25 protein-coding genes, 2 rRNA genes and 1 riboswitch are annotated in these 23,836 nt (G+C 39.2%); of the genes, 11 read left to right on the top strand and 16 right to left on the bottom strand.

Translation table 11 applies throughout. The annotated features are described in order from the left end of the window. From FTT77_RS09460 to FTT77_RS09450, 3 genes are all read left to right on the top strand, one after another. Positions 1-108: ribosomal RNA gene (locus FTT77_RS09460) — 23S ribosomal RNA — on the top strand; the annotation flags it as partial. A 254-nt stretch (positions 109-362) separates the two neighbouring features. Continuing rightward, positions 363-477 (top strand): 5S ribosomal RNA (gene rrf, locus FTT77_RS09455). A gap of 250 nt (positions 478-727) precedes the next feature. Continuing rightward, positions 728-1,168, top strand: a complete 441-nt coding sequence (locus FTT77_RS09450; RefSeq protein ID WP_180009496.1) for a hypothetical protein — start codon at positions 728-730, stop codon at positions 1,166-1,168. An 84-nt stretch (positions 1,169-1,252) separates the two neighbouring features. Here FTT77_RS09450 and FTT77_RS09445 read toward each other — a convergent pair whose 3' ends face one another. The 6 genes from FTT77_RS09445 to FTT77_RS09420 form a co-directional block, all read right to left on the bottom strand. Further along, positions 1,253-1,837, bottom strand: coding sequence for a lytic transglycosylase domain-containing protein (locus FTT77_RS09445; RefSeq protein ID WP_180054910.1), 585 nt, complete (start codon positions 1,835-1,837; stop codon positions 1,253-1,255). 339 nt (positions 1,838-2,176) lie between these two features. Further along, complete coding sequence (locus FTT77_RS09440) at positions 2,177-2,662, bottom strand: GNAT family N-acetyltransferase (RefSeq protein WP_180109162.1); 486 nt, start codon at positions 2,660-2,662, stop codon at positions 2,177-2,179. Positions 2,663-2,750: 88 nt separating this feature from the next. Continuing rightward, the gene (locus tag FTT77_RS09435) at positions 2,751-3,950 is read right to left on the bottom strand and encodes an acyl-CoA dehydrogenase family protein (protein ID WP_180109163.1); all 1,200 of its coding nucleotides are present in this window, start codon (positions 3,948-3,950) and stop codon (positions 2,751-2,753) included. 29 nt (positions 3,951-3,979) lie between these two features. Continuing rightward, positions 3,980-5,266: an acyl-CoA dehydrogenase family protein gene (locus FTT77_RS09430; RefSeq protein ID WP_180109206.1), complete on the bottom strand. Its 1,287-nt coding sequence runs from the start codon at positions 5,264-5,266 to the stop codon at positions 3,980-3,982. Between the two features lie 241 nt (positions 5,267-5,507). Then, entirely contained in the window at positions 5,508-6,881 is a 1,374-nt protein-coding gene (locus FTT77_RS09425; RefSeq protein WP_180041466.1) for an AarF/ABC1/UbiB kinase family protein, read from the bottom strand. A 157-nt stretch (positions 6,882-7,038) separates the two neighbouring features. Beyond that, positions 7,039-7,344: a hypothetical protein gene (locus FTT77_RS09420; RefSeq protein ID WP_078191029.1), complete on the bottom strand. Its 306-nt coding sequence runs from the start codon at positions 7,342-7,344 to the stop codon at positions 7,039-7,041. A gap of 311 nt (positions 7,345-7,655) precedes the next feature. On the opposite strand from FTT77_RS09420, the gene prmB reads away from it, so the two are divergent. The 3 genes from prmB to FTT77_RS09405 all read left to right on the top strand — a co-directional run bounded on the left by prmB (position 7,656) and on the right by FTT77_RS09405 (position 10,569). After that, the gene (gene prmB, locus FTT77_RS09415) at positions 7,656-8,666 is read left to right on the top strand and encodes a 50S ribosomal protein L3 N(5)-glutamine methyltransferase (RefSeq protein WP_078193871.1); all 1,011 of its coding nucleotides are present in this window, start codon (positions 7,656-7,658) and stop codon (positions 8,664-8,666) included. 13 nt (positions 8,667-8,679) lie between these two features. Continuing rightward, complete coding sequence (aroC, locus tag FTT77_RS09410) at positions 8,680-9,774, top strand: chorismate synthase (protein ID WP_180109164.1); 1,095 nt, start codon at positions 8,680-8,682, stop codon at positions 9,772-9,774. A 279-nt stretch (positions 9,775-10,053) separates the two neighbouring features. Continuing rightward, entirely contained in the window at positions 10,054-10,569 is a 516-nt protein-coding gene (locus FTT77_RS09405; protein WP_180109165.1) for a GNAT family N-acetyltransferase, read from the top strand. A 102-nt stretch (positions 10,570-10,671) separates the two neighbouring features. Here FTT77_RS09405 and FTT77_RS17455 read toward each other — a convergent pair whose 3' ends face one another. The 3 genes from FTT77_RS17455 to FTT77_RS09395 all read right to left on the bottom strand — a co-directional run bounded on the left by FTT77_RS17455 (position 10,672) and on the right by FTT77_RS09395 (position 12,148). Continuing rightward, entirely contained in the window at positions 10,672-10,935 is a 264-nt protein-coding gene (locus FTT77_RS17455) for a hypothetical protein (RefSeq protein ID WP_252725827.1), read from the bottom strand. Between the two features lie 60 nt (positions 10,936-10,995). Next, a complete protein-coding gene (locus tag FTT77_RS17450; RefSeq protein ID WP_252725826.1) occupies positions 10,996-11,199 on the bottom strand; it encodes a hypothetical protein in 204 nt (67 codons plus the stop codon). A 175-nt stretch (positions 11,200-11,374) separates the two neighbouring features. Next, positions 11,375-12,148 carry a hypothetical protein gene (locus FTT77_RS09395; RefSeq protein ID WP_180109166.1) on the bottom strand — a complete coding sequence of 258 codons (774 nt, stop codon included), beginning with the start codon at positions 12,146-12,148 and terminating at the stop codon, positions 11,375-11,377. A gap of 231 nt (positions 12,149-12,379) precedes the next feature. After that, positions 12,380-12,470, top strand: a riboswitch (glycine riboswitch). A 133-nt stretch (positions 12,471-12,603) separates the two neighbouring features. On the opposite strand from FTT77_RS09395, the gene FTT77_RS09390 reads away from it, so the two are divergent. After that, positions 12,604-13,845: a D-amino acid dehydrogenase gene (locus FTT77_RS09390; RefSeq protein ID WP_168378681.1), complete on the top strand. Its 1,242-nt coding sequence runs from the start codon at positions 12,604-12,606 to the stop codon at positions 13,843-13,845. Between the two features lie 75 nt (positions 13,846-13,920). Here the strand turns inward: FTT77_RS09390 and FTT77_RS09385 are convergent, their stop codons facing one another. Continuing rightward, positions 13,921-14,571 (bottom strand): hypothetical protein, encoded by a 651-nt coding sequence (locus FTT77_RS09385; protein ID WP_180109167.1) that lies wholly within the window; start codon positions 14,569-14,571, stop codon positions 13,921-13,923. Between the two features lie 100 nt (positions 14,572-14,671). Here FTT77_RS09385 and ispF point away from each other — a divergent pair, with 100 nt between their 5' ends. After that, a complete protein-coding gene (ispF, locus tag FTT77_RS09380; protein WP_168378679.1) occupies positions 14,672-15,160 on the top strand; it encodes a 2-C-methyl-D-erythritol 2,4-cyclodiphosphate synthase in 489 nt (162 codons plus the stop codon). Here ispF and FTT77_RS09375 read toward each other — a convergent pair. The 3 genes from FTT77_RS09375 to FTT77_RS09365 all read right to left on the bottom strand — a co-directional run bounded on the left by FTT77_RS09375 (position 15,148) and on the right by FTT77_RS09365 (position 17,845). After that, positions 15,148-15,672, bottom strand: coding sequence for a protein tyrosine phosphatase family protein (locus tag FTT77_RS09375; RefSeq protein WP_078191020.1), 525 nt, complete (start codon positions 15,670-15,672; stop codon positions 15,148-15,150). The two genes, ispF and FTT77_RS09375, sit on opposite strands and share 13 nt — an antisense overlap. A 57-nt stretch (positions 15,673-15,729) precedes the next feature. Then, the gene (locus FTT77_RS09370; protein WP_143221612.1) at positions 15,730-16,821 is read right to left on the bottom strand and encodes a 3-deoxy-7-phosphoheptulonate synthase; all 1,092 of its coding nucleotides are present in this window, start codon (positions 16,819-16,821) and stop codon (positions 15,730-15,732) included. Between the two features lie 127 nt (positions 16,822-16,948). Next, on the bottom strand, positions 16,949-17,845 hold the full coding sequence (locus tag FTT77_RS09365) for a sulfite exporter TauE/SafE family protein (protein ID WP_180109168.1): 897 nt from the start codon (positions 17,843-17,845) through the stop codon (positions 16,949-16,951). A gap of 387 nt (positions 17,846-18,232) precedes the next feature. Between FTT77_RS09365 and FTT77_RS09360 the strand changes: the two genes are divergently transcribed. Continuing rightward, complete coding sequence (locus FTT77_RS09360; protein ID WP_180009501.1) at positions 18,233-18,493, top strand: helix-turn-helix domain-containing protein; 261 nt, start codon at positions 18,233-18,235, stop codon at positions 18,491-18,493. Between the two features lie 106 nt (positions 18,494-18,599). Beyond that, positions 18,600-19,772, top strand: coding sequence for a lipid-A-disaccharide synthase (gene lpxB / locus FTT77_RS09355; protein ID WP_180022776.1), 1,173 nt, complete (start codon positions 18,600-18,602; stop codon positions 19,770-19,772). A gap of 4 nt (positions 19,773-19,776) precedes the next feature. On the opposite strand, the gene FTT77_RS09350 is transcribed toward lpxB, so the two are convergent. Next, positions 19,777-20,727, bottom strand: coding sequence for an AraC family transcriptional regulator (locus FTT77_RS09350; RefSeq protein WP_180049598.1), 951 nt, complete (start codon positions 20,725-20,727; stop codon positions 19,777-19,779). A 181-nt stretch (positions 20,728-20,908) separates the two neighbouring features. On the opposite strand from FTT77_RS09350, the gene FTT77_RS09345 reads away from it, so the two are divergent. Beyond that, positions 20,909-22,114 carry an alkane 1-monooxygenase gene (locus FTT77_RS09345; protein ID WP_180109169.1) on the top strand — a complete coding sequence of 402 codons (1,206 nt, stop codon included), beginning with the start codon at positions 20,909-20,911 and terminating at the stop codon, positions 22,112-22,114. A 109-nt stretch (positions 22,115-22,223) separates the two neighbouring features. Here FTT77_RS09345 and FTT77_RS09340 read toward each other — a convergent pair whose 3' ends face one another. Together FTT77_RS09340 and FTT77_RS09335 are read right to left on the bottom strand one after the other, a co-directional pair. Next, the gene (locus FTT77_RS09340; RefSeq protein ID WP_180109170.1) at positions 22,224-23,168 is read right to left on the bottom strand and encodes a phosphatidate cytidylyltransferase; all 945 of its coding nucleotides are present in this window, start codon (positions 23,166-23,168) and stop codon (positions 22,224-22,226) included. Continuing rightward, positions 23,168-23,818 carry a 1-acyl-sn-glycerol-3-phosphate acyltransferase gene (locus FTT77_RS09335; protein WP_180003782.1) on the bottom strand — a complete coding sequence of 217 codons (651 nt, stop codon included), beginning with the start codon at positions 23,816-23,818 and terminating at the stop codon, positions 23,168-23,170. Before FTT77_RS09335 ends, FTT77_RS09340 begins: the two co-directional genes overlap by 1 nt. Positions 23,819-23,836: the final 18 nt, after the last annotated feature.

The raw sequence follows: 23,836 nt of genomic DNA, 5'->3' as shown, positions 1-23,836 counted from the left end.
TTATGTCCACTAAAGAGCCGTTGAAGACTACGACGTTGATAGGTTGGATGTGGAAGTGCGGTGACGCATGAAGCTGACCAATACTAATTGCTCGTGAGGCTTGACTATACAACACCCAAACAGTTGTATGTAAAGCATCAATTGATTCACATATAATCAATCAAACTTGATTTAGTTGAAAAGCTAGATACATGAGCGAGGAATAAACAAACATTAATTATGTTTGTTCGAGCGCAAGACATAAAGCTATGCTTTATGTTAAAATCAACTCAAATATACCTGTTAATAACTCATTTGGTAGAAAACTTAGCACGAAGAGCACTGCTCTGAGATTAGACTAAGCAAGTATCCATAACAGTTGTGCTGGCGACAATAGCAAGAGTGAACCACCTGATCCCTTCCCGAACTCAGAAGTGAAACCTCTTAGCGCTGATGGTAGTGTGGGGTTACCCATGTGAGAGTAAGTCATCGCCAGCTCATTATTCGAAACACCCCCTGATATGTCAGGGGGTGTTTTTTTATGTGGGGAAAAAGGGAAGAAAAAAATAATAAGAAAAGCAGAAGAAAAAACAGGGAAATGATAGATATTTAAAAAGAATAAGGCCGATCAACAATAAACTCGTCTAGAACTCTTTTATATCATTTAAAATGTTTTGCTAATGAAAATGTGTAATAAATCAATATAATAAAATCGTTTGTCTCTTTAATAATATATAGGGTATTTAAGATGTTTTTAAAAAAATTATTAGCTACAGTTTTATTTGCATTTGTTTCTTTCAATACTACAGCCGGTGTGTATCAGGGTAAACTAAGTGAATGTTTGGTAAATAAAATTTCAGCAAAAGAGAGTCAGAACTTAACAGCTTGGATTTATTTGGCATTTTCAGCACATCCAGAAATTTCTAAATATAGTAAAGTAACGCCAGTTGAGATACAAAAAATTGATAAAAATATGGCTATTCTATTTCAAGATTTATTTACTAAACGTTGTAATGCTGAAATCAAAGCTGTTACAGAAAATGAAGGAACAAATGCTCTAGGTAAAGCATTTGAACTATTGGGAAATCGTGCAGCTGAAAATCTGATGAAAAATCCAATTGTTGAAAAACGTATTGCATCATTTGCGCAATATTTTGATGAAGATAAAATGCGTCAATCTATGAAATAATTGAAGAGATTAGACCTAACAAAATTTATCCTCTTAAGCTTAGTTAGGTCTATATGGTTAAATAAAAGATTAAATTTTTAGAAATTATAAGGAACTTTTTAAATTATTTTGATGTTCTTTAACTTGTTTTGCATAACGTTTGCCTTGTTTTTTCATTTTTCGATTGGTGTTATAAGCAGTAGGTCCGACATTATAGTAGGCTAAAGCTTTTGGAATACTACCTGCCGCATTTTTATATTTAGTTAAAATAAATGACCCACAATTAATATTGGTTAATTCGTCATATAAATCCCCAGGGCATGTTGCTTGCCAATAACGTGGCATCACCTGAGTTAAACCGACTGCACCTGCAGGAGAACTGACATAAGGGCGGAAAGTTGATTCTTGGCGAATAACGGCAGCCAGTAGTAAAGGATCTAAGTTGTATTGATCGGCAGTTTGCACAATGTAGGGTGACACTCGATTTGCAGTTTCAGGATTGACTGAATAGGCCTTTTGGATCCCTGATGAAAGTTTAACTGCACGTTTTTCTACAGAGCCACCACCTAGTGATGAACATCCAGAAATCAGGGTTACAGATATAATAACAGTTGAAAACTTTAAGCTGTGAGCGCTTAGGAGCGACGAAAGACGAGTTGAAAGGCGAGTTTTATTCAGTACATTCTGCATTTATATTCACTTTAAAATAATCATGGCTAAGTGTAATTTCTAAAGCGATATTATGAACTGGAGACTTAGAGGTCAATATTTTCTTAAGATGCTCTGTACAGTGAAATTGTAAGAATTGATGGAAATGTACTCAAATTACATGATTTTTTAAGTGAAGAGAGAAAAAGATCGTGTTAATTGAATCAGTATTTCTCTCTTAACATGGTACTTATTAAGATTATGGGAACATTCAAATCCCGAGAACTTTAGTTATAAAAAACTAGAATATCCATTCATCAAATAACTGTATTTGATAAAGCTGTAAATCTTTCCAGTGAAATTTGTAGAATCTAATTTTATTTAAAGCGTTTTAAGCATCCAAATTTCGCATGCTTGGCTATGACCTGTATTGCCCTTGGGAGCTTGTAAGTGTTCAAATCCTACTTTTTCATAGAGTTTCACCGCTTGCCCAAGTGTATGTGTAGTTTCTAAATAACATGCTTTAAAATTATGATCTTTGGCGAATTGAAAACAAAGTTCTAAAATATCTTTGGCTAAGCCATGACCACGTAATTCAGGCATAAAATACATTTTTTGGATTTCTAAAATGCTTGAGTCTCCAACTAAAGGAGAAAGGCCGCCACCACCTAAAATTGTACCGTGTTGATTTTCAATAACCCAATATTGTGCATTTGCTTGCGCATAAACGTGATATAAATCATCTAAAATTGGATCTGCAACGGCAAATCCTGATTCAGGTGCTAATCCAAATTCTTTGGAAACTGTGCGAATGACATTGGCAATGCTTGCATTATCTTCAATTTGAAGTGGTCGGATTTGAAACATAATGATCGAAAAACAAAAAGATGGATCGTTTATAAACTGATCCTATAAAAAAATCCATCTCTAAGTTTAAAGCTACTCAAGCAAAAAATTATTTTAATTCGCTTGAACTTTTACCCAGTTCACGACGTGCAACGATTAATTGTTGAATTTGCTGTGTGCCTTCAAATATATCGAGGATTTTTGAATCACGTGCCCATTTTTCCAATAATTCATCTTCGTTATAACCGACAGCCGCTGCGAGCTCTACACACTTTAACGTGATTTCATTACCTACACGGCCTGCTTTTGCTTTAGCGATGGATGCTTCACGTGAGTTAGGTTTTTTGTTGTCGGCCATCCATGCGGCTTTGAGCATGAGTAGACGTGCTGCTTCCCAGTCTGCTTCCATACGGTAGATTTGTGCAGCAATATTCGAGCTTTGTAAGATCGGTGTTGAATACTGCTCATCTAATTCATCTTTAAAGATTTCTTTAATTCGCTCTAAAGATGCTTTTGCACAGCCAACAGCCATCGCGGCAACGAGCGGGCGAGTATTATCAAAAGTTTCCATAACCCCAGCAAAACCCTTTGCTACATCAATTTCAGCATTGCCTAATAAGTTTGCAGCAGGGACACGACAATCTACAAAACTAATGGCAGCAGTATCAGAAGCTTTAATACCCAATTTATGTTCTAAGCGTTCTACAGTCATGCCCAGCGTACCTTTTTCAACAACAAAGGATTTTATCGCTGCACGGCCTAATTTTTTATCTAGCGTTGCCCAAACCACCACAGAATCAGCACGTTCGCCCGAGGTGACAAAGATTTTTTCACCATTGAGTATGTATTCATCACCATCTTTCGTCGCTGTTGTCCGAATAGCTGCTGAATCAGAGCCGCAATTGGGTTCTGTAATAGCCATAGCGGCCCAAGTCCCTTTTAAGCGTTCTAGTTGTTCATCATTGGCTACTGCTGCAATAGCCGAGTTTCCAAGCCCTTGACGAGGCATACTGAGCAACAGGCCTGTATCTCCATAGCACATTTCGATGATACTGAGGGCTGTTGACATATTGACACCGTTTTTATTACCAGTGTCTGTGTCGCCACGTTTATTGACGGCGGCACCTGCATTCATGCCATCACCGCCATCATTCATACCGTCAACGAGGGAAGATAACATGTCTAATTCTTTTGGATAGGCGTGTTCGGCTTTGTCATATTTACGTGAAATAGGGCGTAGAACATTTAAAGCGACTTCATGGGCTTGGTCGATCAGCAATTTAAATTTTTTCGGATTTTGTAAGTTCATGGACATTTCCTTGTTTTTATTTTGCTGAATTATGCATGTAAGCCAGATTGAAGAATCGCTGTGGCACGTAAGTCTCGATACCAACGTTCTACGGGATGTTCTTTGGTAAAGCCATGACCACCTAATATTTGCACGCCATCGGTCCCAATTTTCATCGATTTTTCAGCACATAGCACGAGGGCTAAATAGGCTTCACGATGAAATGGCTTGCCGGCTTCGGCTAGACTTGCTGCGTTTAGGATGAGCATATGCATGGCATCAATTTCGATTGCCATATCTGCAATCATAAATGCCACACTTTGACGGTGCGAAATTGGCTCTCCAAAAGCTGTACGTTCGTTTGCATATTGAATGCAATATTTTTTGACTGCAGTTGCGGTGCCAACAGCCATGGCACACCACATTAAGTTGCCAAGATCGATAAATGAGGTGTAGTTGAAATCTTGATCGCCTAAGCGTTGGGCAGGGGTCTGATCAAATTTTAAAGTTACCGTTTCAGTGGCTTTCAAACCCATAGCAGGTGTTTTTTTTGCGCTAATGCTCTGGTCGCGTTGCACAATAAAAACTTCAGGCTGTCCATTGAGCATGGCACTCACTAACAGCACATCTGCCTGTTCGCCTAGAAGGACTAAGGTTTTCTCCCCACTGATTTTATACTGCTGGCCATCAGCAATCGCGTGAGTTTTAAGTTGATAGGGATTAAATGCCGCTGTTGCCTCTTGAACCGCAAAGCTTGCACGTAGGGCTGAATCATCTGCAAATGCCGCTAAGTAGGTTGCTTGAACAGATTCGGAACCCCATTGGGTAATGGCGTTGATACAGCTAAACGTCGACAGTAAACCTGCTGTTAAACTAAAGTCACCTTCAGCCAATTGTTCAGCAATTAAGATATTGCTAATGATATTTTTTTCTGCCGCGACGCCACCCAAATCTTCAGGTAAGGCATAATAATTTAGACCTAGATCTTGGATATGTTGCCATAACGCTTCAGGAAATCTTTCCTCTTGATCGGCTTGATGAGCAAGTGGATACAAGACTTCTGTGGCAAACTGCTGCATCGCATCAGCAGTCATTTGTTGTTCTTCAGTCAGGTTTAAATCAAATAATGATTTTTGTTGATTAGGCAAACGTTGCTTATGCACATCTTTGTTGGTCTGAAATACTTTTTGCGTCTGGCTCAGGGTTTTAAAACCAGCTTTTGAGCTTTGATACAAAGATTTTTCAACAAATTTGCGCAGTTTAAACTGATCGAGTACATCACTTCCGGCAATTTTAGTTAAAAGTGAGAGTCCAAATCCTTGTGCCTTGTTTACCATATTGGTCATTGTTGTTTTCCATTTGCGTTGTTCTTATTTAATGCTGACATGCCAAAGATAGAAAAACCATGTCATAAATGACATGCATGATTGTCAAAGATAAACGGCGAGATTAGGTGGGATTCGATAGCTAAATAATTAATTAAGAATAGAAAAGTAAAAAGGCTTAAAAGTATTGTTATTTTAAAATTGACTTGGCTGACATTTGAGTCAGCCAAGTTTTAAGGTCTGTATTGAATGATTATTGATATTTTTGAATCATACGACGAACATTGGTTTTTGCTTCAATGACGGTCATAAAGGTATATGCACCGATAAATTTACGGCTAATAAACATAAACTCTTTAGGTGGAACTGAGAAATAGCGAGATGCCATCGATTTTGACGCTTGTTGCATCACACGGCTATGTAATTGGCTTTTTTTCCAGTCATAGCGTTGTTGTTCGTCCATAACACCAGCAGGGATGTTTGGGTTATTTTCAGTGCTACTAAATGCCTCTGTCGCTAACAAAAAGACTTTAGCCATATCAGGTTTAATACTTTGTGGAATACCATCAAAGAACTCATAACCTGTCATCGCTTTGACCATTTGCTCAGAGCTGTGATGGTAACCCGCGGTAATCAAATTACGCGCAACGCCTAATAGATGCTCATCAAACTGACGGATCGCACCAAAGTCGAGGAGTACGATTTTATCTGGTACATCCGCACCATTGCCCAAACGCACCAAATAGTTTCCGAAGTTAGGGTCGGTTTGCATTTCACCCCATTCAAAAATTTCGCGTACGGCAATTTCAAGTGATGCTTCACCTAAGGCGTTACGGCGCTCTTGAGGAAGTGACAGCATTACTGGGCTGTTAATCGGTACACCACGTTCAAAAGTCATACACAGTACTTGAGGTGTTGAATAACTTTCAATGATTTGCGGCACGATATAGCGTGGGTCTTCTTTTAAGCGTGCAGCAAAACGGCGAGTGGTGTCTGCTTCAATTTTATAATTTACTTCACGATGCATCATTTCACGAACTTCATCAAACCACTGATCAAATTCACGGGTTTGAGGAACCATTCGTGTCAGTTTGAGCATGTTTTTGAATAGATTCATATCTGAATCGATTGCATCTGCCACACCCGGATACTGGATTTTTAAAACCAGTTCTAAACCATCAGATTTACGTTTTGCACGGTGAACCTGTGCCAGAGATGCTGTGCCAAGTGGCTCATGATCAATCACGAGATCATCAAGCTTTGAGCCAAGTTGATTTTGTAGTTGGACTTTGATGGCTGGCCATGCCAATGCAACTGTTTGATTGTTCAGCGTGTTGAGGGCTTGCGTGATTTCTTCAGGCAGAAAATGTTCACCATACAACGCCATCATTTGCCCAATTTTTACAATTGAACCTTTTAATTTACCAATTTCTGCGACGAGATATTCAGCCTGATCTTTCATGGCTTTTTTACGCTTTTTCTCTTTTTCTTCCTCACTCGAAAAAATAGAAGTGGCGTTTGATGCTGCCCAACGTGTTCCCGCAAGTAGCGATGCCTTTGCGATAGATAAGCGTCGATCCATAGAAGACGTTTTCAAGTGTTTGAGCTTATCGTTCTGATCTGACATGTAAATTAAATCCTTTAATCAGCAATTCGCAGAAAAATACATTGTAGCTAATTTTAACGTTTCTTAACGTATTAAAATAGTTCAACTTACTGAATATGCAGTAAGCATTTGCAAACTTAAGCAAGATGCCGCGTAGACAGGCACATTAGAAATAAAACTATAAACGATATTTGATTTTTACCGTATCATTTTGCATCAATGCAGCTTTATGTTCTTCAATATGTTGATGAATAAGATGTTGGACAGATTCGTCTTTAAATCCGGCAGCATAACCTTTGACAATAATAATGCTCGGTAAGCTAAAAAATAGGGTACGTGCGTTTTCTAGACTCGCATCAGGGAAAACTTGATGTTCGATCAGTAGTTGCTGAAAAAATGCCTTTTCAGTTTGCACGTTTAAAGACTGAGTGTCTTCCCAATAGCTTTGACGCATAGCCATGAGGTTATTGTGCTTATAGCTCATTGGAGCTCCGCATTTAAAATTTAACTGTTTGTATGGGGATGATTTTAAGAAAATAAAGCTTAGGATCAAGTACAAATTGCTAAACAATTGAGCTTGAATTGGTTTTTATTCGTAATTTTCATCTATTTGGTTTTATAAAATGCTGAAGAAAGGCCTAAAGTACACATTTCATTTCAGCGAATGTATCAGACCTCATATATACGGTTATGAAATGCTTTCAAGCGGTGAATAATGCCGTATTTTTATTATAAATAGCATCAAAACAAGGTATCATAGGGCGTTTAAAAAATTATGAACTGGAGACGCCTTAAGTGGATCGACCGACTATTAGCCCTGAACATTTACAGGAAGCAGCTGAAAACCTATCTACAATTCGTGATTATATCCGCTTTGGGGTAACAGCTTTACGTCAATATGATGCCCACTTAGGACAAGGTACAGAAGACTATTTTGCTGAAAGCTCAGCATTGGTTTTACAAACGTTATCTCTAGATTGGAATGCAGATGCGGAAATCTTAGATGCGAAATTATTGCCAAGTGAAGTTGCAGAATTTTTAGCATTGTTAGAACGTCGTATTAATGAAAAAGTTCCAACGTCTTATTTACTTAACTTGTCATATTTTTTTGGTAAGCCATTTTATGTCGATGAACGTGTACTGATTCCACGTTCTCCAATTGCAGAGTTAATTGAAAACCGTTTTGCGCCATATTGCTTAGGTGAAAATGGCGAAATGGGTGCTGCAGTTAATAATCTACCTGAAAATGCTAATCCAAAAACTCCTCAGCGCATTTTAGATATGTGTACGGGTTCGGGTTGTATCGCGATTGCTTTAGCTTATGCATTCCCAGACGCTGAAGTTGATGCAACAGATTTATCTAAAGATGCACTCGAAGTGGCACAAATTAACTGTGAACACCACAATAAACAATATCAAGTGGCTTTACTTGAGTCTGATTTATTCGCCAAAATTCCAGCAGAAAATCAATATGATTTGATCGTGTCGAATCCACCATATGTGGATGCTGAAGACATGGCAGATTTACCAGAAGAATTCCACCATGAACCTGAAATGGCGCTTGCTGCGGGTCAAGACGGTTTGGATCTTGTGCGTAAAATGTTGGCACAAGCTGCAGATTACTTGACTGAAGATGGCTTAATTGTGATTGAGGTGGGTAACTCAGAATGGGCAATGCGTCAAAACTTCAATACCGTTGATTTTTACTGGTTACAGTTCCAAAAAGGCGGTACAGGTATCTTTGCATTGACTGCTGCTCAATGCCGCGAATACCGAGATTTATTCATTCAATCTGTTCAAGCATAAGGAGTCGTTTGACATGGCAGGTAATAGTATAGGGCAACTCTTCCGTGTAACGACTTGTGGTGAATCTCATGGCGTTGGTCTGATGGCCATTGTGGATGGGGTTCCACCGGGTATTAAACTGACTGAAGCCGATTTGCAAAAGGATCTGGATCGTCGTAAGCCGGGCACATCTAAGTTTGCAACTCAGCGTAAAGAACCCGATGAAGTTGAAATTATTTCAGGCGTATTTGAAGGCAAAACGACCGGTACATCAATTGGTCTATTGATCCGTAACACAGATCAAAAATCAAAAGATTATGGCAACATTGCGCAAACCTTCCGTCCGGGTCATGCAGACTATACGTATACACATAAGTATGGTTTCCGTGATTATCGTGGTGGTGGTCGTTCGAGTGCTCGTGAAACTGCGATGCGTGTTGCTGCGGGTGCGATTGCTAAAAAATTCTTGTTTGAGAAATTCGGCATCGAAATTCGTGGTCATGTAACGCAAATTGGTACCGAAAAAGCACAGAAATTGGACTGGAATGAAGTTCCGAATAACCCATTTTTCTGTGGTGATGCAGATGCTGTCCCACGTTTTGAAGCTCTCGTAACTTCACTTCGTGAACAAGGAACGAGCTGTGGCGCTAAACTGGAAATTATTGCGACGCAAGTGCCAGTCGGTTGGGGCGAGCCTGTATTTGATCGTTTAGATGCAGATATTGCACATGCTATGATGTCCATCAATGCTGTAAAAGGTGTGGAAATTGGTGATGGCTTTGGTGTTGCCGAGCAGTTTGGTCATGAAACCCGTGATGAGTTAACAACGGATGGTTTCTTGGCAAACCATGCTGGCGGCATTTTGGGCGGTATTTCGAGTGGTCAAGACATTCGTGTTGCGATCGCCTTGAAACCAACAGCTTCCATTACTACGCCGGGTAAAACCATTACGATTAATCGTGAAGATACAGATGTGTTGACTAAAGGTCGTCATGATCCTTGTGTCGGTGTTCGTGCGACACCAATTGCAGAAGCAATGTTGGCAATTGTGCTCATGGATCACTTCATGCGTAACCGTGCACAAAATGCGGATGTTGTCGCTCCATTTGCCCCAATTGAACCCAAGTGAGGAAACAAAGCGCTGCTTTGTTCCGATGCGGTTGGTGAGTAGCGTTAGCAAGTCACAGTGGATAAATAACAAAGCGTTGCTTTGTTCCAAACGTGGTTTGGTGAGTAACGTTAGCGAGTCACAGAGTATAAATAACAAAGCACTGCTTTTTGTTCCGATGCGGTTGGTGAATAGCGCTAGCGAGCTACACTGATGAGCAAATTGCATAAAAAAACCAGACAATTGTCTGGTTTTTTTATTTCAGTAAAATAGACCCATGAAAATAAATAGCTAAAAAATATGAATATAAGAAATGCTTTACTTGGTGATATTCAGCAGCTCGAAAGCTTAATGAATATAGCCTATCGGGAGAATCATCCTAAGAGTTGGACCACGGAACATCATATTGTTCGAGGAAATCGAATAAATGTCTCTCAACTCAGCCAACTCTTACAAAAAAAGGATTTTCATCTATATGTGATGGAGTCGGTACATGCGCAGATCATGGGGTGTATTGGGATTCAAATGCAGGGAATGAGCAGTGAAATTGGTCATTTTGCAATTCACCCAGATGAGCAAGCTCAGGGCTTAGGAAAAAAATTATTGCAATTTGCAGAACAGCAAGCGACGTTGATTGAACCCAATGTTGAAGAATTTGTCATGTATGTGATTGATCGGCGTTTAGAATTAATAAAATATTATCAACGGCGTGGCTATAACATAACAAATGAAAATCAAGCCTATCCTCTTCATCTAGAAGTAGGTCAACCGATTTGTGAACTCACAATTAAACAATTAATTAAACGAATAAAATAAAGACCATGTGATGCATTTGATCAATTTATAAAGCGAAATGAATAAAAAATCCCAAAAGAGAACATACACTAACTTTTGGGATTTTTTTTAGACTATTTGGGCTTAAGAATACGCTCGTAAAAATAGACGATAGGCATCTGAAGATTTTTGGTTTTTTAACATATAGTGTGCGATTTCACCTTGGTTGGTATTCATAATCACCGCAATATCTTTTGCGTCACAGAATTGTTTAAGCACAGTATCTGGGATCATCACGGTATTAGAAGAATCAATCACATTTGAATTATCTAAGCGACGATAATTTGTTTGACCTATTGCAGGATAAGACAATACTTTGCCGTCGATCACAAAAGATATTTCATTCATATCAAGCTGCTGTTGATCATAAGAATGCAGTGAAAGTGCATACTCACCTTTATTCTTTTGCTAATCAATTGCAAGTTCAGGACATTTTTGTCCAGTTTCACACAGTAATTGACCTCGAGTAATGGTTCGTTGGATTACGTTACTGTTTTCAACGGTATTCACACCATTCAGCTTTAATGTTTTGGTTTCAGGTTTATTTTTAGGTACGGTAATACAACCTGTGAGTAGTAGGAGTGTAAATCCTAGAACTAAATAATTTTTCATGTGTTTTTCCATGTTAGCGTTATTTTTATAAGCAATATTTATTTTGGCGCATATTCACACAGAAAAAACAAAAAAGTAAAATACATCACACTTTTCTAGTTTTGTTTGAGCACTGCTTTGATATAAGTGGTCGATATTCAAATAAAAAATATTATTAAGTGATGTAAATCTTATTTCATTGAAATTTAGATAACTTAAGTAAGATCTGTGATTTTGCGCTATCAATCTGCTCGGGATTGGTTTGTCGAGACAATTGGTCACGTGGTTTTTCGCCTAAAAAATATTTGATCCGTTCAGCATTCGCACCCGATGGATGGGGAAGTCCTGCTAAAATCTGCTGATCTTTTAAATAGCCTAAGCTGCTTACATAATTTAAAACCTCATCTACACCTTTGCCTAGCGGAATATAAATTGCGTTCGGAAGCTGTTGAACCATAGGAATAAAATAATCATCAATATGTTGTTTTAATAATTCATTTTTCAACATTGCGGGCGTTGAGCCTGCATAATTTTTTCCATTGACCAAAATACATTGCTGTAAAACCGAACACATTTGCACCATATCTTGATGATTGCTAAATAGCTCTGCAGTGGTCTGTATGCCTAATTGATTCTGTAATCCAATATGATCTAGCAGTTGAGTTAAATTTTTACGAATAGGACCACTAAAAGCACCACTATTCTTGGCAAGTTTAAGTATGTTTTCCTCAGATAATTGCTGCTCTACGCCGTCCTTCGCTGCAATTAATGCATTACGCCATTGTTGTTGGCCTGGGCAGATGCCGACGATGACCACTTTTGCATCATGATTTATGGCCTCGAATGGTGCATAAAAGCTTTGAATAGTTCCCAGAGTTTTAAGACGGAGTAAATCACTTTGGGTTAATTCTTCAATAGAATGTGTTTTGATCACAGATGCAAAGCAAGAGAAAAGGGTAGAATCCGACATAAAACTTCAATCTTTCTAGATATAAATTTCATTCAGTATTTTAAACCTTTATTTTAAAGATGAAGTATTTAGGTATAAAAAAATTGATTTTAAATTTATAACCTAACAACTTAAATCGATATAAAAATATTATTTAACAATATTGACCCAAATAGGACTTGAGATTTGGTACAAATATTGCTCATATCTAACTAAGGCAATACCAAGATGAATGCCGAATAAAAAAACGAATGGATGATTGCAGGAGAGAAGCACAGATCGTGCTCGCCGAAGGAGCAAGTTCCCCCAGGAAACTCTCAGGCAAAAGGACTGTAATCATATAAAAATCTGGAGAGAAGTAGGCTAGACCTACTCACCGAAGGGGAAGGTTCACATTGCTTCGCAAGGAACCAAAGCTCTCAGGTAACAATGACAGATGGGGCGAACATAGGAAATATAATTTCCAAGGAGCCTATATGTGTCATATTGTTGTGATTGGTGCAGGTATTACTGGGGTAACGACAGCTTACGAACTCGGATTACTCGGTTATCGTGTCACTGTGGTCGATAAACATCTTTATCCTGCGATGGAAACGTCGTTTGCCAATGGTGGACAATTATCAGCGTGTAATGCTGAAGTCTGGAACCAAAAAGCAACGGTAGTGAAAGGCATCAAATGGATGTCACAAAAAACCGCGCCATTATTATTAAATCCAAGTTTTAATCTACACAAATATTCATGGCTCTTTGAGTTTATGGGGCATATTAAAGATTACCGTGAAAATACTCACGAGACCGTCCGTCTTGCATTGATGGCACGTCAGCGTTTATTTGAAATTGCTGAGCATGAAAACTTACAGTTTGATTTAGAAAAACGCGGCATTTTACATTTCTTTCATAATCAACATGATTATGAGGTAGCGACTCAAGTTAATAATATGCTCTGTGAGGGTGGCTTAGAGCGTCATCCTGTGACATTAGCTGAAATCCGTGATATCGAGCCTAGTCTGACAGGTGAATACTATGGTGGATTTTATTGCCCAGGGGACGCCACGGGCGACATCCATAAATTTACGACGCAGCTTGCTAAAGCAACAGAACGCTTTGATGTGAAATATATGTGGGGCTTTGAGGTGACTGACTTTGAACATCATGCAAAAGGTGTCAATGTTCAGTTAAAAGCCAGTGATGAAAATATGGAACATCCTGATGCAAATACCTTACTTGAGGCAGATGCTGTGGTGGTCTGTGGTGGTGTAGGCAGTTATGAACTTGCGCATAAACTCGGTGACCGTGTAAATGTCTATCCAGTCAAAGGATATTCAATTACCATAAACTTAAATGATGAACAAAGTCAGACCAATGCGCCTTGGGTGAGTCTGTTGGATGAAAGTGCCAAAATTGTGACTTCACGCTTAGGTGCAAATCGACTACGTGTTGCAGGCACGGCAGAGTTTAATGGCTATAACCGAGACATTCGTGCAGATCGCATTCAGCCCTTAATTGATTGGTCAAATCGTAACTTTAACCTATCAACAGAACATGTGGTGCCGTGGGCGGGTTTACGACCAATGATGCCCAATATGATGCCTGTGGTGCATGCAGGTAAGCGTGATCATATTTTTTATAATACTGGACATGGTCACCTTGGATGGACCTTATCTGCGGCAACAGCTGCAATGATTAGCCAGCAAGTGCAGCAAACACATCCGATTTAACTGATATATTTTAGACACCCAAAAGCCTCAACGTTGAGGCTTTTTTGTATGTTTCTAAGTCATTCGAATTTGATCTTAATCATATAAACGATAAATCCCTGCAAAACGTTCACAGCCTTTTTGTTCAGTTTTTACTGAGAGTAAGGCTTTACTGTAATTGAACTGATATTTGCAGTCGTGTTCATTATCTGTGATTTGATTTTTTTGTTCGGGTGTTGTGTAGGCTAAAAATGGAATGGTTTGTGTTTCAACTCGATTGTTCGGATTACGATAGGCAATACCTTCGATTTTGATGCTGTCTTTGCCTAGCTGATGTACCTTTAAATGTACAGGTGATGTCGCAAAATGACCATTTTCAAATTTAAGATAATGCTGTGTTAAACTTTGGTTCATCGAGGTATAAATATTCAAATCTTCATGGCGAAGTTCAAACTGTTGTTTGAAACACTCCAAGTTTTTGCATTGCTGAACTCGGCTGTACCATAATTTTTGCGTATCTATCAGTAAGCGTACTGGGGCATCGGTAATCAACTGTGCCGTTAAAAAAAGCCCATCTAGCTTTTCACGTTGTTCTTCAAAACCGTCAGAACAGTAATTTTTTTTTGCCTGAGTATTGGCCTGATCACAGTCAATCTTTTCTGCATGCGTAAACGTCGCTAGGCCAGAACCTATTAGCAGAACCAGTCCGAATTTTTTGATGATATTTATTTCAGTTTTCAACAGCATGATCGCTTATACTTTCACTATGTTGCGCTTGCCCACACTATAGCGAAATAGAAAGCGTGAATACAAGATTTCAATCATTATTTTCTCAAGGAACTCAAGCATGATAGCTCAAATTCGTATCGGTCAGGGCATGGATGTGCATGCATTTGAAGAAGGTGACTTTGTAACGCTTGCTGGTGTTCAAATTCCACATACACATGGACTCAAAGCACATTCAGATGGTGATGTGGTACTGCATGCGCTTTGTGATGCATTATTAGGTGCTTTGGCACTTGGAGATATTGGTCAGCATTTTCCAGATACAGATCCAAAATTTAAAGGTGCCGATAGTCGAGTACTTTTAAAACACGTCTACCAACTGATTTTAGATCGTGGATATGTACTTAATAATGCTGATATTACCGTGGCTTGTGAGCGCCCTAAACTAGCAAAACATAATTTAGAAATGCGTCAAAGTATCGCAGATGTTATGGATGTTGAAGTTACACAAATTAGCATCAAAGCGACCACCACCGAAAAATTAGGGTTTACTGGTCGCCAAGAAGGTATTCTTTCTACTGCAACAGTACTGATTTCTCACGCAAAATGATCTGGATGGATCAGTGCATGTTGTAAATCTTGAGTTGCTTTACGGCCTTGAAGTTGTAAGGCAACCGCATGGATTAAACCTGTCCATGTTTCATTGGGTTCCCAAATTTGATGCATCAAATCTTGAGCCTTTGGCATATCAACATCCATATAGTATTGACGATATAAATACATCAAACTGCTGACACGGAAGTTTTTTGCACAGTGTAGCCAAACCGTTTGACCTTGAACCAAATGGTCAATCATATCGAGTACTAAAAGGCATTGATCATCTGAAGGGGTATCCCAAGAGATTGGAACTTGGATGTAGTTCAGGCCTAGATCTAGGCAAATGCGGTCTTCATGCTCGATATGATTGGATGCATCAGTCAGTGCTAAATTAATAACCGTTGAAACACCATATTCTTTGATCGTTTGAAGCTCAGAAGGAGATGGTTGACCGGACGTTAATAAGTGTTCATGTATATATTGGAAGTTTTCAATGTGACTTAACGCATTTTCGATTTCATTCATCTGACAAATAATCCTTCAAAGTAAAACGCCATCTCGAAGATGGCGTTTTTCATTCACTTAGCGTGTCGGTAACACGTCTTTAAGTGCTTCATGCATCTCTAACAAGACTTTTTCAGTCGTATCCCAATCGATACAGCCATCAGTCACTGATTTACCATATTCGAGGTCACATAAGTTGGCAGGAATATCCTGACGACCACCTTTTAAGTGACTTTCTACCATAATACCCACGATTGACTTGTTTCCGTCAAGGATTTGTTCAGTAATATTTTTCAGAACAAGGGGTTGTAGGTACGGGTCTTTGTTTGAGTTTGCATGACTGGTATCAATCATGATTTTGCCACTAACTTTTGCTTTGGCTAATGCCGCTTCGGCATCTGCAACAGAACCTGCGTCGTAGTTTGGTTTACCGTTGCCGCCACGAAGTACAACGTGTGCATAAGGGTTACCACTGGTACGAATAACTGAAACTTGACCTTGGTCGCTTAAGCCCAAGAAGCTATGACCATGTTTAACAGATTGCATGGCATTGGTCGCAACGGTTAAACCGCCATCTGTACCATTTTTAAAGCCCACAGGTGAAGAAAGCCCAGAAGACATTTCACGATGTGTTTGGCTTTCAGTGGTACGCGCACCAATCGCTGACCAAGAGATAAGATCTTGGTAGTACTGTGGTGAGTTTGGATCGAGTGCTTCAGTTGCACAAGGCAAACCTTTTTCATTCAATTCAAGTAAAAGTTTACGACCAATACGTAAGCCTTTTTCGATATTGAAAGAGTCGTTCATGTCAGGGTCATTAATTAGACCTTTCCAACCCACAGTGGTACGTGGTTTTTCAAAATACACACGCATCACGACATAAATTGTATCTTGGATTTTGTCACTTAAAACTTTTAAACGGTCAGCATAATCATGTGCAGCGACTGTGTCGTGAATTGAACATGGACCAATGACAACAAAAAGACGTTTGTCATTTCCATCTAAAATATTACGTACAGTTTCACGGCCCTTAAGGACTGTTTGATAGGCAGTTTCAGTCAGAGGTAGCTCTTTTTTTAGTTCTGCAGGAGTAACAAGAGGCTGAATGCTTTTTACATTCACGTCATCAATGTCGTTTTGGGTAATAGAATTTGACTGTAAAGTATTCATTGCCGTCACTGGTTTGATTATACAAAAGGTTGTTTCGTGAGCCGAATATAACATGAATATAGCATTCAAATGTTATAAAAAAGATCAATAAGTCTCTGAAAAAAAAGTGATGAATCGGGCAGTTAATTTAAACCTGCTGACTATTCACTGTCGGTGCGATCAACATTGCAGTTGTTGGTTTTTCAACAGGTTTTGATTTTACTGGATTAATAATGAAATTCATGCCTAAAACAAACAAGGTAATGCCTAAGACTTTACGAATGACTTTTTCAGGTAAACGTGAGCTGATTAAAGTTCCGACCACAATTGCAGGAATAGAACCCACCAATAACCAACCCAATAAATGAAAATCGACATTACCTGAGCTCATATGACCCAAGCCAGCAACCAGTGTAAGAAGCACGGCATGTACGACGTCTGAACCAATAATTCGAATCATTGGTAAATTAGGGAACATGAGTACCAATGCCATAATACCGAAAGCACCTGCACCAACAGACGATAGGGTAACGAATACGCCTAAAATAATGCCCATGATGATGATATATGCACGCTTATTTTTAGCTTGGAAATTGATACGTTCAAGATCCGCACTCATATCATCCAACTGATCAGTTTTTCGAAATTTATTAAAGAATTTTTCGATATGACCACGGAAAATAATTGAGATCCCAGTAATCGTCAGCATAAAACCCAAAAACATGGTTAACACGGTTTTGTAATGTGTCGATTGGCTTAAATAGTTTTCAAGTACCCAATGGGTCGCAAATGACGCAGGGATACTGCCGACTGCAAGCCAAATGACAATGGTCCAAACGATATTCATTTTACGGGCATGGACTAAAGAACCACAAAATTTTGAAATTGCGGCATACAGTAGATCTGTACCGATCGCAATGTGGGGTTCAATTTTATATAGGCTAATCATGATCGGGGTCATCAATGAACCACCACCAACACCGGTAATACCTACGCAGAAACCTACAATTACACCTGCCAGAATGAACTCTAAAGGACCGACCATCGCTGAATGCCAAATATCAAAAAACGTGCATATCTTATGATTAATTGATATAAGTCGTTGTCTCGATTAGTGATTTGCTTGTGAAAAAAATAGATAAAGAGTGGTTTTAATTTGGAAAATAATGGATTTTAAATAAGCTAAGTTATTGATTGTAGTTTTTGCAAGTGGTTGATAGCTCAAATGGAGATTATGCTGCAGTGAAATCATGTATTTAGAATATAAGGTGATGACTATCTGAAATGCATCTCTAATACCAAAAAACGCACCGTAGGTTTATTTTCCTAGTCTTTAATTAGTTATTTATCGATATATGCGACTGTGAACTTAAAGTCCATTCCTGCAAAATCTATACTCCTTAAAAAGATAAGGTTTCGCCATTATTCCAATATGAGTAGAAGGACACTGACCAGACATTTTAAACATGCGACAGGACTACCTATTGTCACTTGGTTAAACAATGAAAGACTGCGATATGCGGCTGAATTGCTTGAAGTGACAGATTATTCGATTGATAAAATTGCGGAAAGCGCAGGTTTTAATACCGCAGTGCTATTTCGTAAATTGTTTAAGAATAAATACGGTACAAATCCGAACCATTGGCGGAAAAATTTTAATCAGCAGCTAAATAGCAGTGATGAATATTCCTAAAATGTTGAATTAAAGACGTGCAGCTTTTTTTTGGAAATCTATTAACTTTGTGAAGGACTCGTATAGAATCTATAGCTAAAGAACATTGAGTTAAAAGGACAGACTTTTGCAAAATCGGAAACTGAAAATTGGCATCGTGGTTGGGGAAGTATCCGGGGATACATTAGGCGCCAAGCTTATCCGCAGTTTTCGAGAGCAAGGGATTGATGCGGAATTTGAAGGCATCGGCGGTCCGCAAATGATTGCAGAAGGTTTTAATAGCTATTATCCGATGGATATTTTATCGGTAATGGGGATTGTTGAGGTCTTAAAAGATATTAAAAAACTCTTTGCTGTACGCGATGGTCTGGTTGAAAAATGGACTGAAAATCCTGTCGATGTTTTTGTGGGGATTGATGCGCCGGATTTTAATTTGCGTTTATCTAAGAGCTTAAAGCAAAAACAGCTACCAATTAAAACAGTACAATATGTTAGCCCTTCAGTGTGGGCGTGGCGTCAAGGGCGTGTACATGGCATTAAAGCAAGTATTGATTTAGTCCTTTGCTTATTTCCATTTGAAAAAGCGTTTTTCCAAAAATGGCAAGTTCCGGCTGCATTTGTCGGACACCCATTGGCAAGTCAGTTGCCTTTAGATAATCCACTCGTTGCGGCTAAACACGAGTTAGGCTTAGATGAGCATCAAAAACACATTGCATTACTTCCGGGCAGCCGTCGCGGGGAAATTGAGCGCTTAGGGCCTTTGGTGCTGTCTGCCGCACAGATTTTGACGGAGCAGCATCCAGACTATGTATTCCTGATTCCTGCAATTAATGATGCACGTAAACAGCAAATCGAAGTGTTGCTCAAGCAGTTTCCTGAAGCATTACAAGCCAAAGTTCGCTTGATGGAAAACACCGATACCGAATCTAAAATTGGCCGTCTGGTGATGAACGCATCGAATATTGTCGCTTTGGCTTCGGGTACAGCGACTTTAGAAGCGATGCTTTTACACCGTCCAATGGTGACCTTTTATAAGTTAAATTGGCTGACCTATCATGTGGTGAAATTGCTGATCAAAATTCCGTATTATTCATTGCCAAATATTATTGCGGGCAAAAAGGTGATTCAGGAACTCATCCAACATGATGCAACGCCTGAAAAATTAGCAGCAGAAATTGAAAGCTTGATGGATGTTGAAAAATCGCAAATTCAAGTGATGCAGCACATCACCATGCATAAACAACTGCTTTCAGGTAACAGTGAAAACCCTGTGGAAGCGATTTTAAAGCTTTTAGATTAAACCTCTAAGGTGACTCAGTTTTTGCGAGTTGATGCTGCTGTCGATACTGGCTCGGTGTTAGATCATAAAACTTTTTAAAAGTTTGGCTAAATGCTGTTTCAGATGAGTAACCGATACGATGGGCAATTTGCTGAATAGTCAGTTGCCCCATTTGTAAGTGCTGTGTCGCCAGTCGCAAACGATGTTGCTGCAAATAGGCGAGTGGAGATTCACCGAGCATTTGAGTGAATAAACTGGCAAATTTAGAACGTGACATGCAACATTGTTCTGCCAAGCTTTCGACGGTCCAAGCATGCTGTGGTTGTTCATGAATCGCGGCCAAAGCGTTGGATAATTCAGGATGACTTAAGGCATGCAACCAACTGCTTGAATCTGACAAGGCTGCAATATAATCACGCACACATTCGATAAATAAAATACTCACCAAATGATCCAAAATTTTGTCGCGGCCTGGACGGATCTGATTCGCTTCAACGGCCAGAAAATGTAAGCCAATTTGCAACCATTCAGGTGCGGTACTGCTCATGATGTGTGGTGTGTGTAATAGCGTGGGGAGTGCATTCACTAAAGGCTTTGCCATAATGCTGTCGACATGTCCACGGATCGCGAGTACAAATAATTCTTCTGCTTCATGAGATTCGGCAGAATTTAATTCAATGGTTTTATTTCGTTGCTCTTGAAACAGTGGTGTGATGTTCACTGATTCGACCAAGATATCAGACTGTATAGATTTGCAGTGGTGGTTTTGCCCTGACGGAATAAGGCAAAGATCGCCAGCTTCAAGCAAAACCTGCTCTTGATCTATATGCACAACACACTGACCTTGAATCACCACATACGCAACCATGGCATTGTGATCTTGAAAATGAAAAGCCCAAGGATGCTTTGATCTCAAATAAATATATTCAGATCGGTGGAGATGAATATCATCAAAAATTTTACTTAAAGCATCCATATTTCAAATATTTACTCATATTAATTTTGTATTTATAGATGGTCACTATGTGTTTAAAGGTCAACATTTATCCTTAAATGCCAAAGACGATCGCATATTTTTTTTGGACGCTTAAAACTGTTCTGGCTGCCCATATTTTACGAATATAAACACAGAAGAAGTAATTAGGGAAGTCTAGCGCATGAATGCACCAGTAAAATTAAATGAACAGCAGCTCGCTCAGTTAGAAAGCAAAATCGGTAGTGTTTTAGATAAAAAACGTTATGGTTGGCTATTGAGTCCAGGTTTACCTGTCATTGGTATGGGGATCTTGGCGGGTTATCATTTTGGTCCAAAACCGACAAAAAAACTATTTGCCATGGGCGGGCCGCTTCTATTGCATGTCATTATTCCTGCACTGGATGCACTGATCGGTGATGATGCCAATAACCCGACAGATGATGACATTAAAGTTTTAGTAAATGATCCTTATTATGATCGTATCGTCAAATTATTTATTCTACTGCAAATGGCAGCGAATGCTTTTGCTGGCTATGTGGTTACCCGTAAAGATGTTTCAATATTAGATCAAGTTCTACTTGGGATTTCGATGGGTGCAATTAATGGCGTCGGTGTAAATACAGCACATGAACTCTGCCATCGACCACATAAAAAAGACCATTACTGGGCACATGCGACGCTCGCACCATTAGGTTATAGCCATTTCCGTATAGAACATCCATATGGACACCATAAACGTGCGGCAACTCCTGAAGATCCTGCATCTTCAAAAATGGGCGAAACCTTTTATGAGTTTTGGCCACGCACTGTATTTGGTGGAATTAAATCGGCGGTGCAGATTGAGAAACAACGTTTAAAACGTAAAGGTTTAAGTTTCTTTTCGAAGGACAATGAGCTGTTTCATGGTTGGGCGATGAGTGCTGGTTTTCATACCGCGATGCTGAAAATGTTTGGTAAAGGCGTGACACCGTATTTAGTTACACAGGCCTTTTATGGAATCAGCCTTTTTGAAATTATTAATTATATTGAACATTATGGCCTGAAACGTGAGCAAAAAGTGGATGGAAGCTATGCGCGTACCATGCCTGAACATAGTTGGAATAACAATAATATTGTGACCAATCTATTTTTGTATCAATTACAACGACATTCAGACCATCATGCTTATCCGACTCGTCCATTTCAGGCATTAAGACATTTTGATGAAGCCCCAGAGTTGCCTAGCGGCTATGCCACTATGCTAATTCCTGCTTTAGTACCCTCTATATGGTTTAAGATGATGGATAAACGTGTCTATGATCACTATCAAGGTGATTTAACTAAAGCCAATATTCATCCTAAACGTCGTGCAAGTATTTTTAAAAAGTTTGCAGTTTCAGACGTTTAAATCGAATACCTAATGAGAAGAATCCCAAGCTTGTTTGCTTGGGATTCTTTATTGTGCTTAATTTTAAAACTTCAAAATCTAAAAATGATTGTTTTCAATGGGACGCTGTTTAAGACCACCAATAGCGCAAAATGTGGAAAAAAATCGGTGCAGAAAAGCAGATTGAATCAATTCGGTCGAGCATGCCACCATGGCCTTGGATGAGTTGTCCCCAATCTTTTACACCACGATCACGTTTAATGGCTGACATGACCAGACCACCAAAGAAACCGAATATACAAACAATAAAGCCAATACATGCAGCCTGTAGATAACTAAAGGGTGTAAGCCATGACATAGCCACGCCTAGTGTAGTGGCTAAAGCAATGCCTCCGATTAATCCTTCAACGGTCTTAGATGGTGAAAGTATCGGTGCGACTTTGTGTTTTCCAAATAGCTTGCCACAGACATATTGCAAGACATCGGAGGCTTGTACCACCATGATCAGCCAGATCGCTAGCCAAATTTTTTCACCTTCAAATCCGGGAAGTTTGAGGTTTAATAGCGCAGGTACATGCGAAATACAGAATACGCTGATCATCAGTCCCCATTGAATTTTTGAGCTACGCTCCAAAAATCGCGTGGTATCTTCAGCTTTGAGTGTAGCGATAGGGATAAGAAGAAACACATACAGCGGAATAAAAATAGAATATAGCCCGTACCAGTCGATATACACCAAGTAATACTGGTAAGGGATGACAAAATAAAAAGCGATCAGCAAAGGAAGATAATCACCGCGACGGGTCGGGAGTAAACTAATAAATTCACGTAAAGCAAAGAGTGAAATCAATGCAAACAGGATCACAAAGGCGATTTTACCTAATGAAATTGCTACACCAAGTACCAACAACATGACCCACCATGCATTGATCCGCGCATTTAAATTGTCGATGACCGGTGCAGGTGCATAACCCGCTTTAAATTTTAGTATTGAGCCAATGGTTGAGGCAATAATCAAAATAACTGCAAAGATACCAAATAATACATAGGTCATTTGCGCATTGGTGAATTCCATTATTGATACTCCAATGCTTTTAATTTGAGTAGTTCTTCTTGAGCGTAGTTTAAAAACTCAGTTTTACTGTGTGCATTATGTGCTTCTAAAGGTTTGCCAAAAATAACGGTAGATAATAATGGCAATGGTATAAGCGCGCCTTTAGGCATGACACGTTTTAAATTTGAGATCCATACCGGTACGATTTCAACATCTGGAAATTGATTTTTGAGATGAAATAAGCCGCTTTTAAACTCTAATAATTCAACGTCATCATTTAAATTTCGAGTACCTTCAGGAAAGAAAATAATCGAGTCACCTTGCGCTAATACGATTTTGATCGGTTCTAAGGGATCTTGATTTTGCTCTCGATTTCGCTGAATAGTGACACCAGTAAACGTGTCTTGAATGAGAAAACGCCGAAAGCCATCTTTTAACCAATAATCCGAAGCCGCTACAGGACGCGTCTTCCGTCTGAGATCTGTCGGCAGTGATGACCAAAGCAAAATAAAGTCGATATGGCTATTATGATTTGCATAATAAATACGCTGTTTCATAACCGGTTTGCACCCGACCCACAGACTCCGCGCGCCCGTGAGCAGCCGCGCACCACGACGAGTGAGAAAGGCAATATAGCGAGCAATTGAACGGCTTAAAAAATTACCTTTCATTGGTGAGTGAGCATTCCT

This window comes from Acinetobacter sp. YH01010 (assembly GCF_013420775.1).
GTDB lineage: Bacteria > Pseudomonadota > Gammaproteobacteria > Pseudomonadales > Moraxellaceae > Acinetobacter > Acinetobacter amyesii.
The sequence above is the reverse complement of the archived record's forward strand: the minus strand, read 5'-3'. Positions and strand labels throughout refer to the sequence as shown.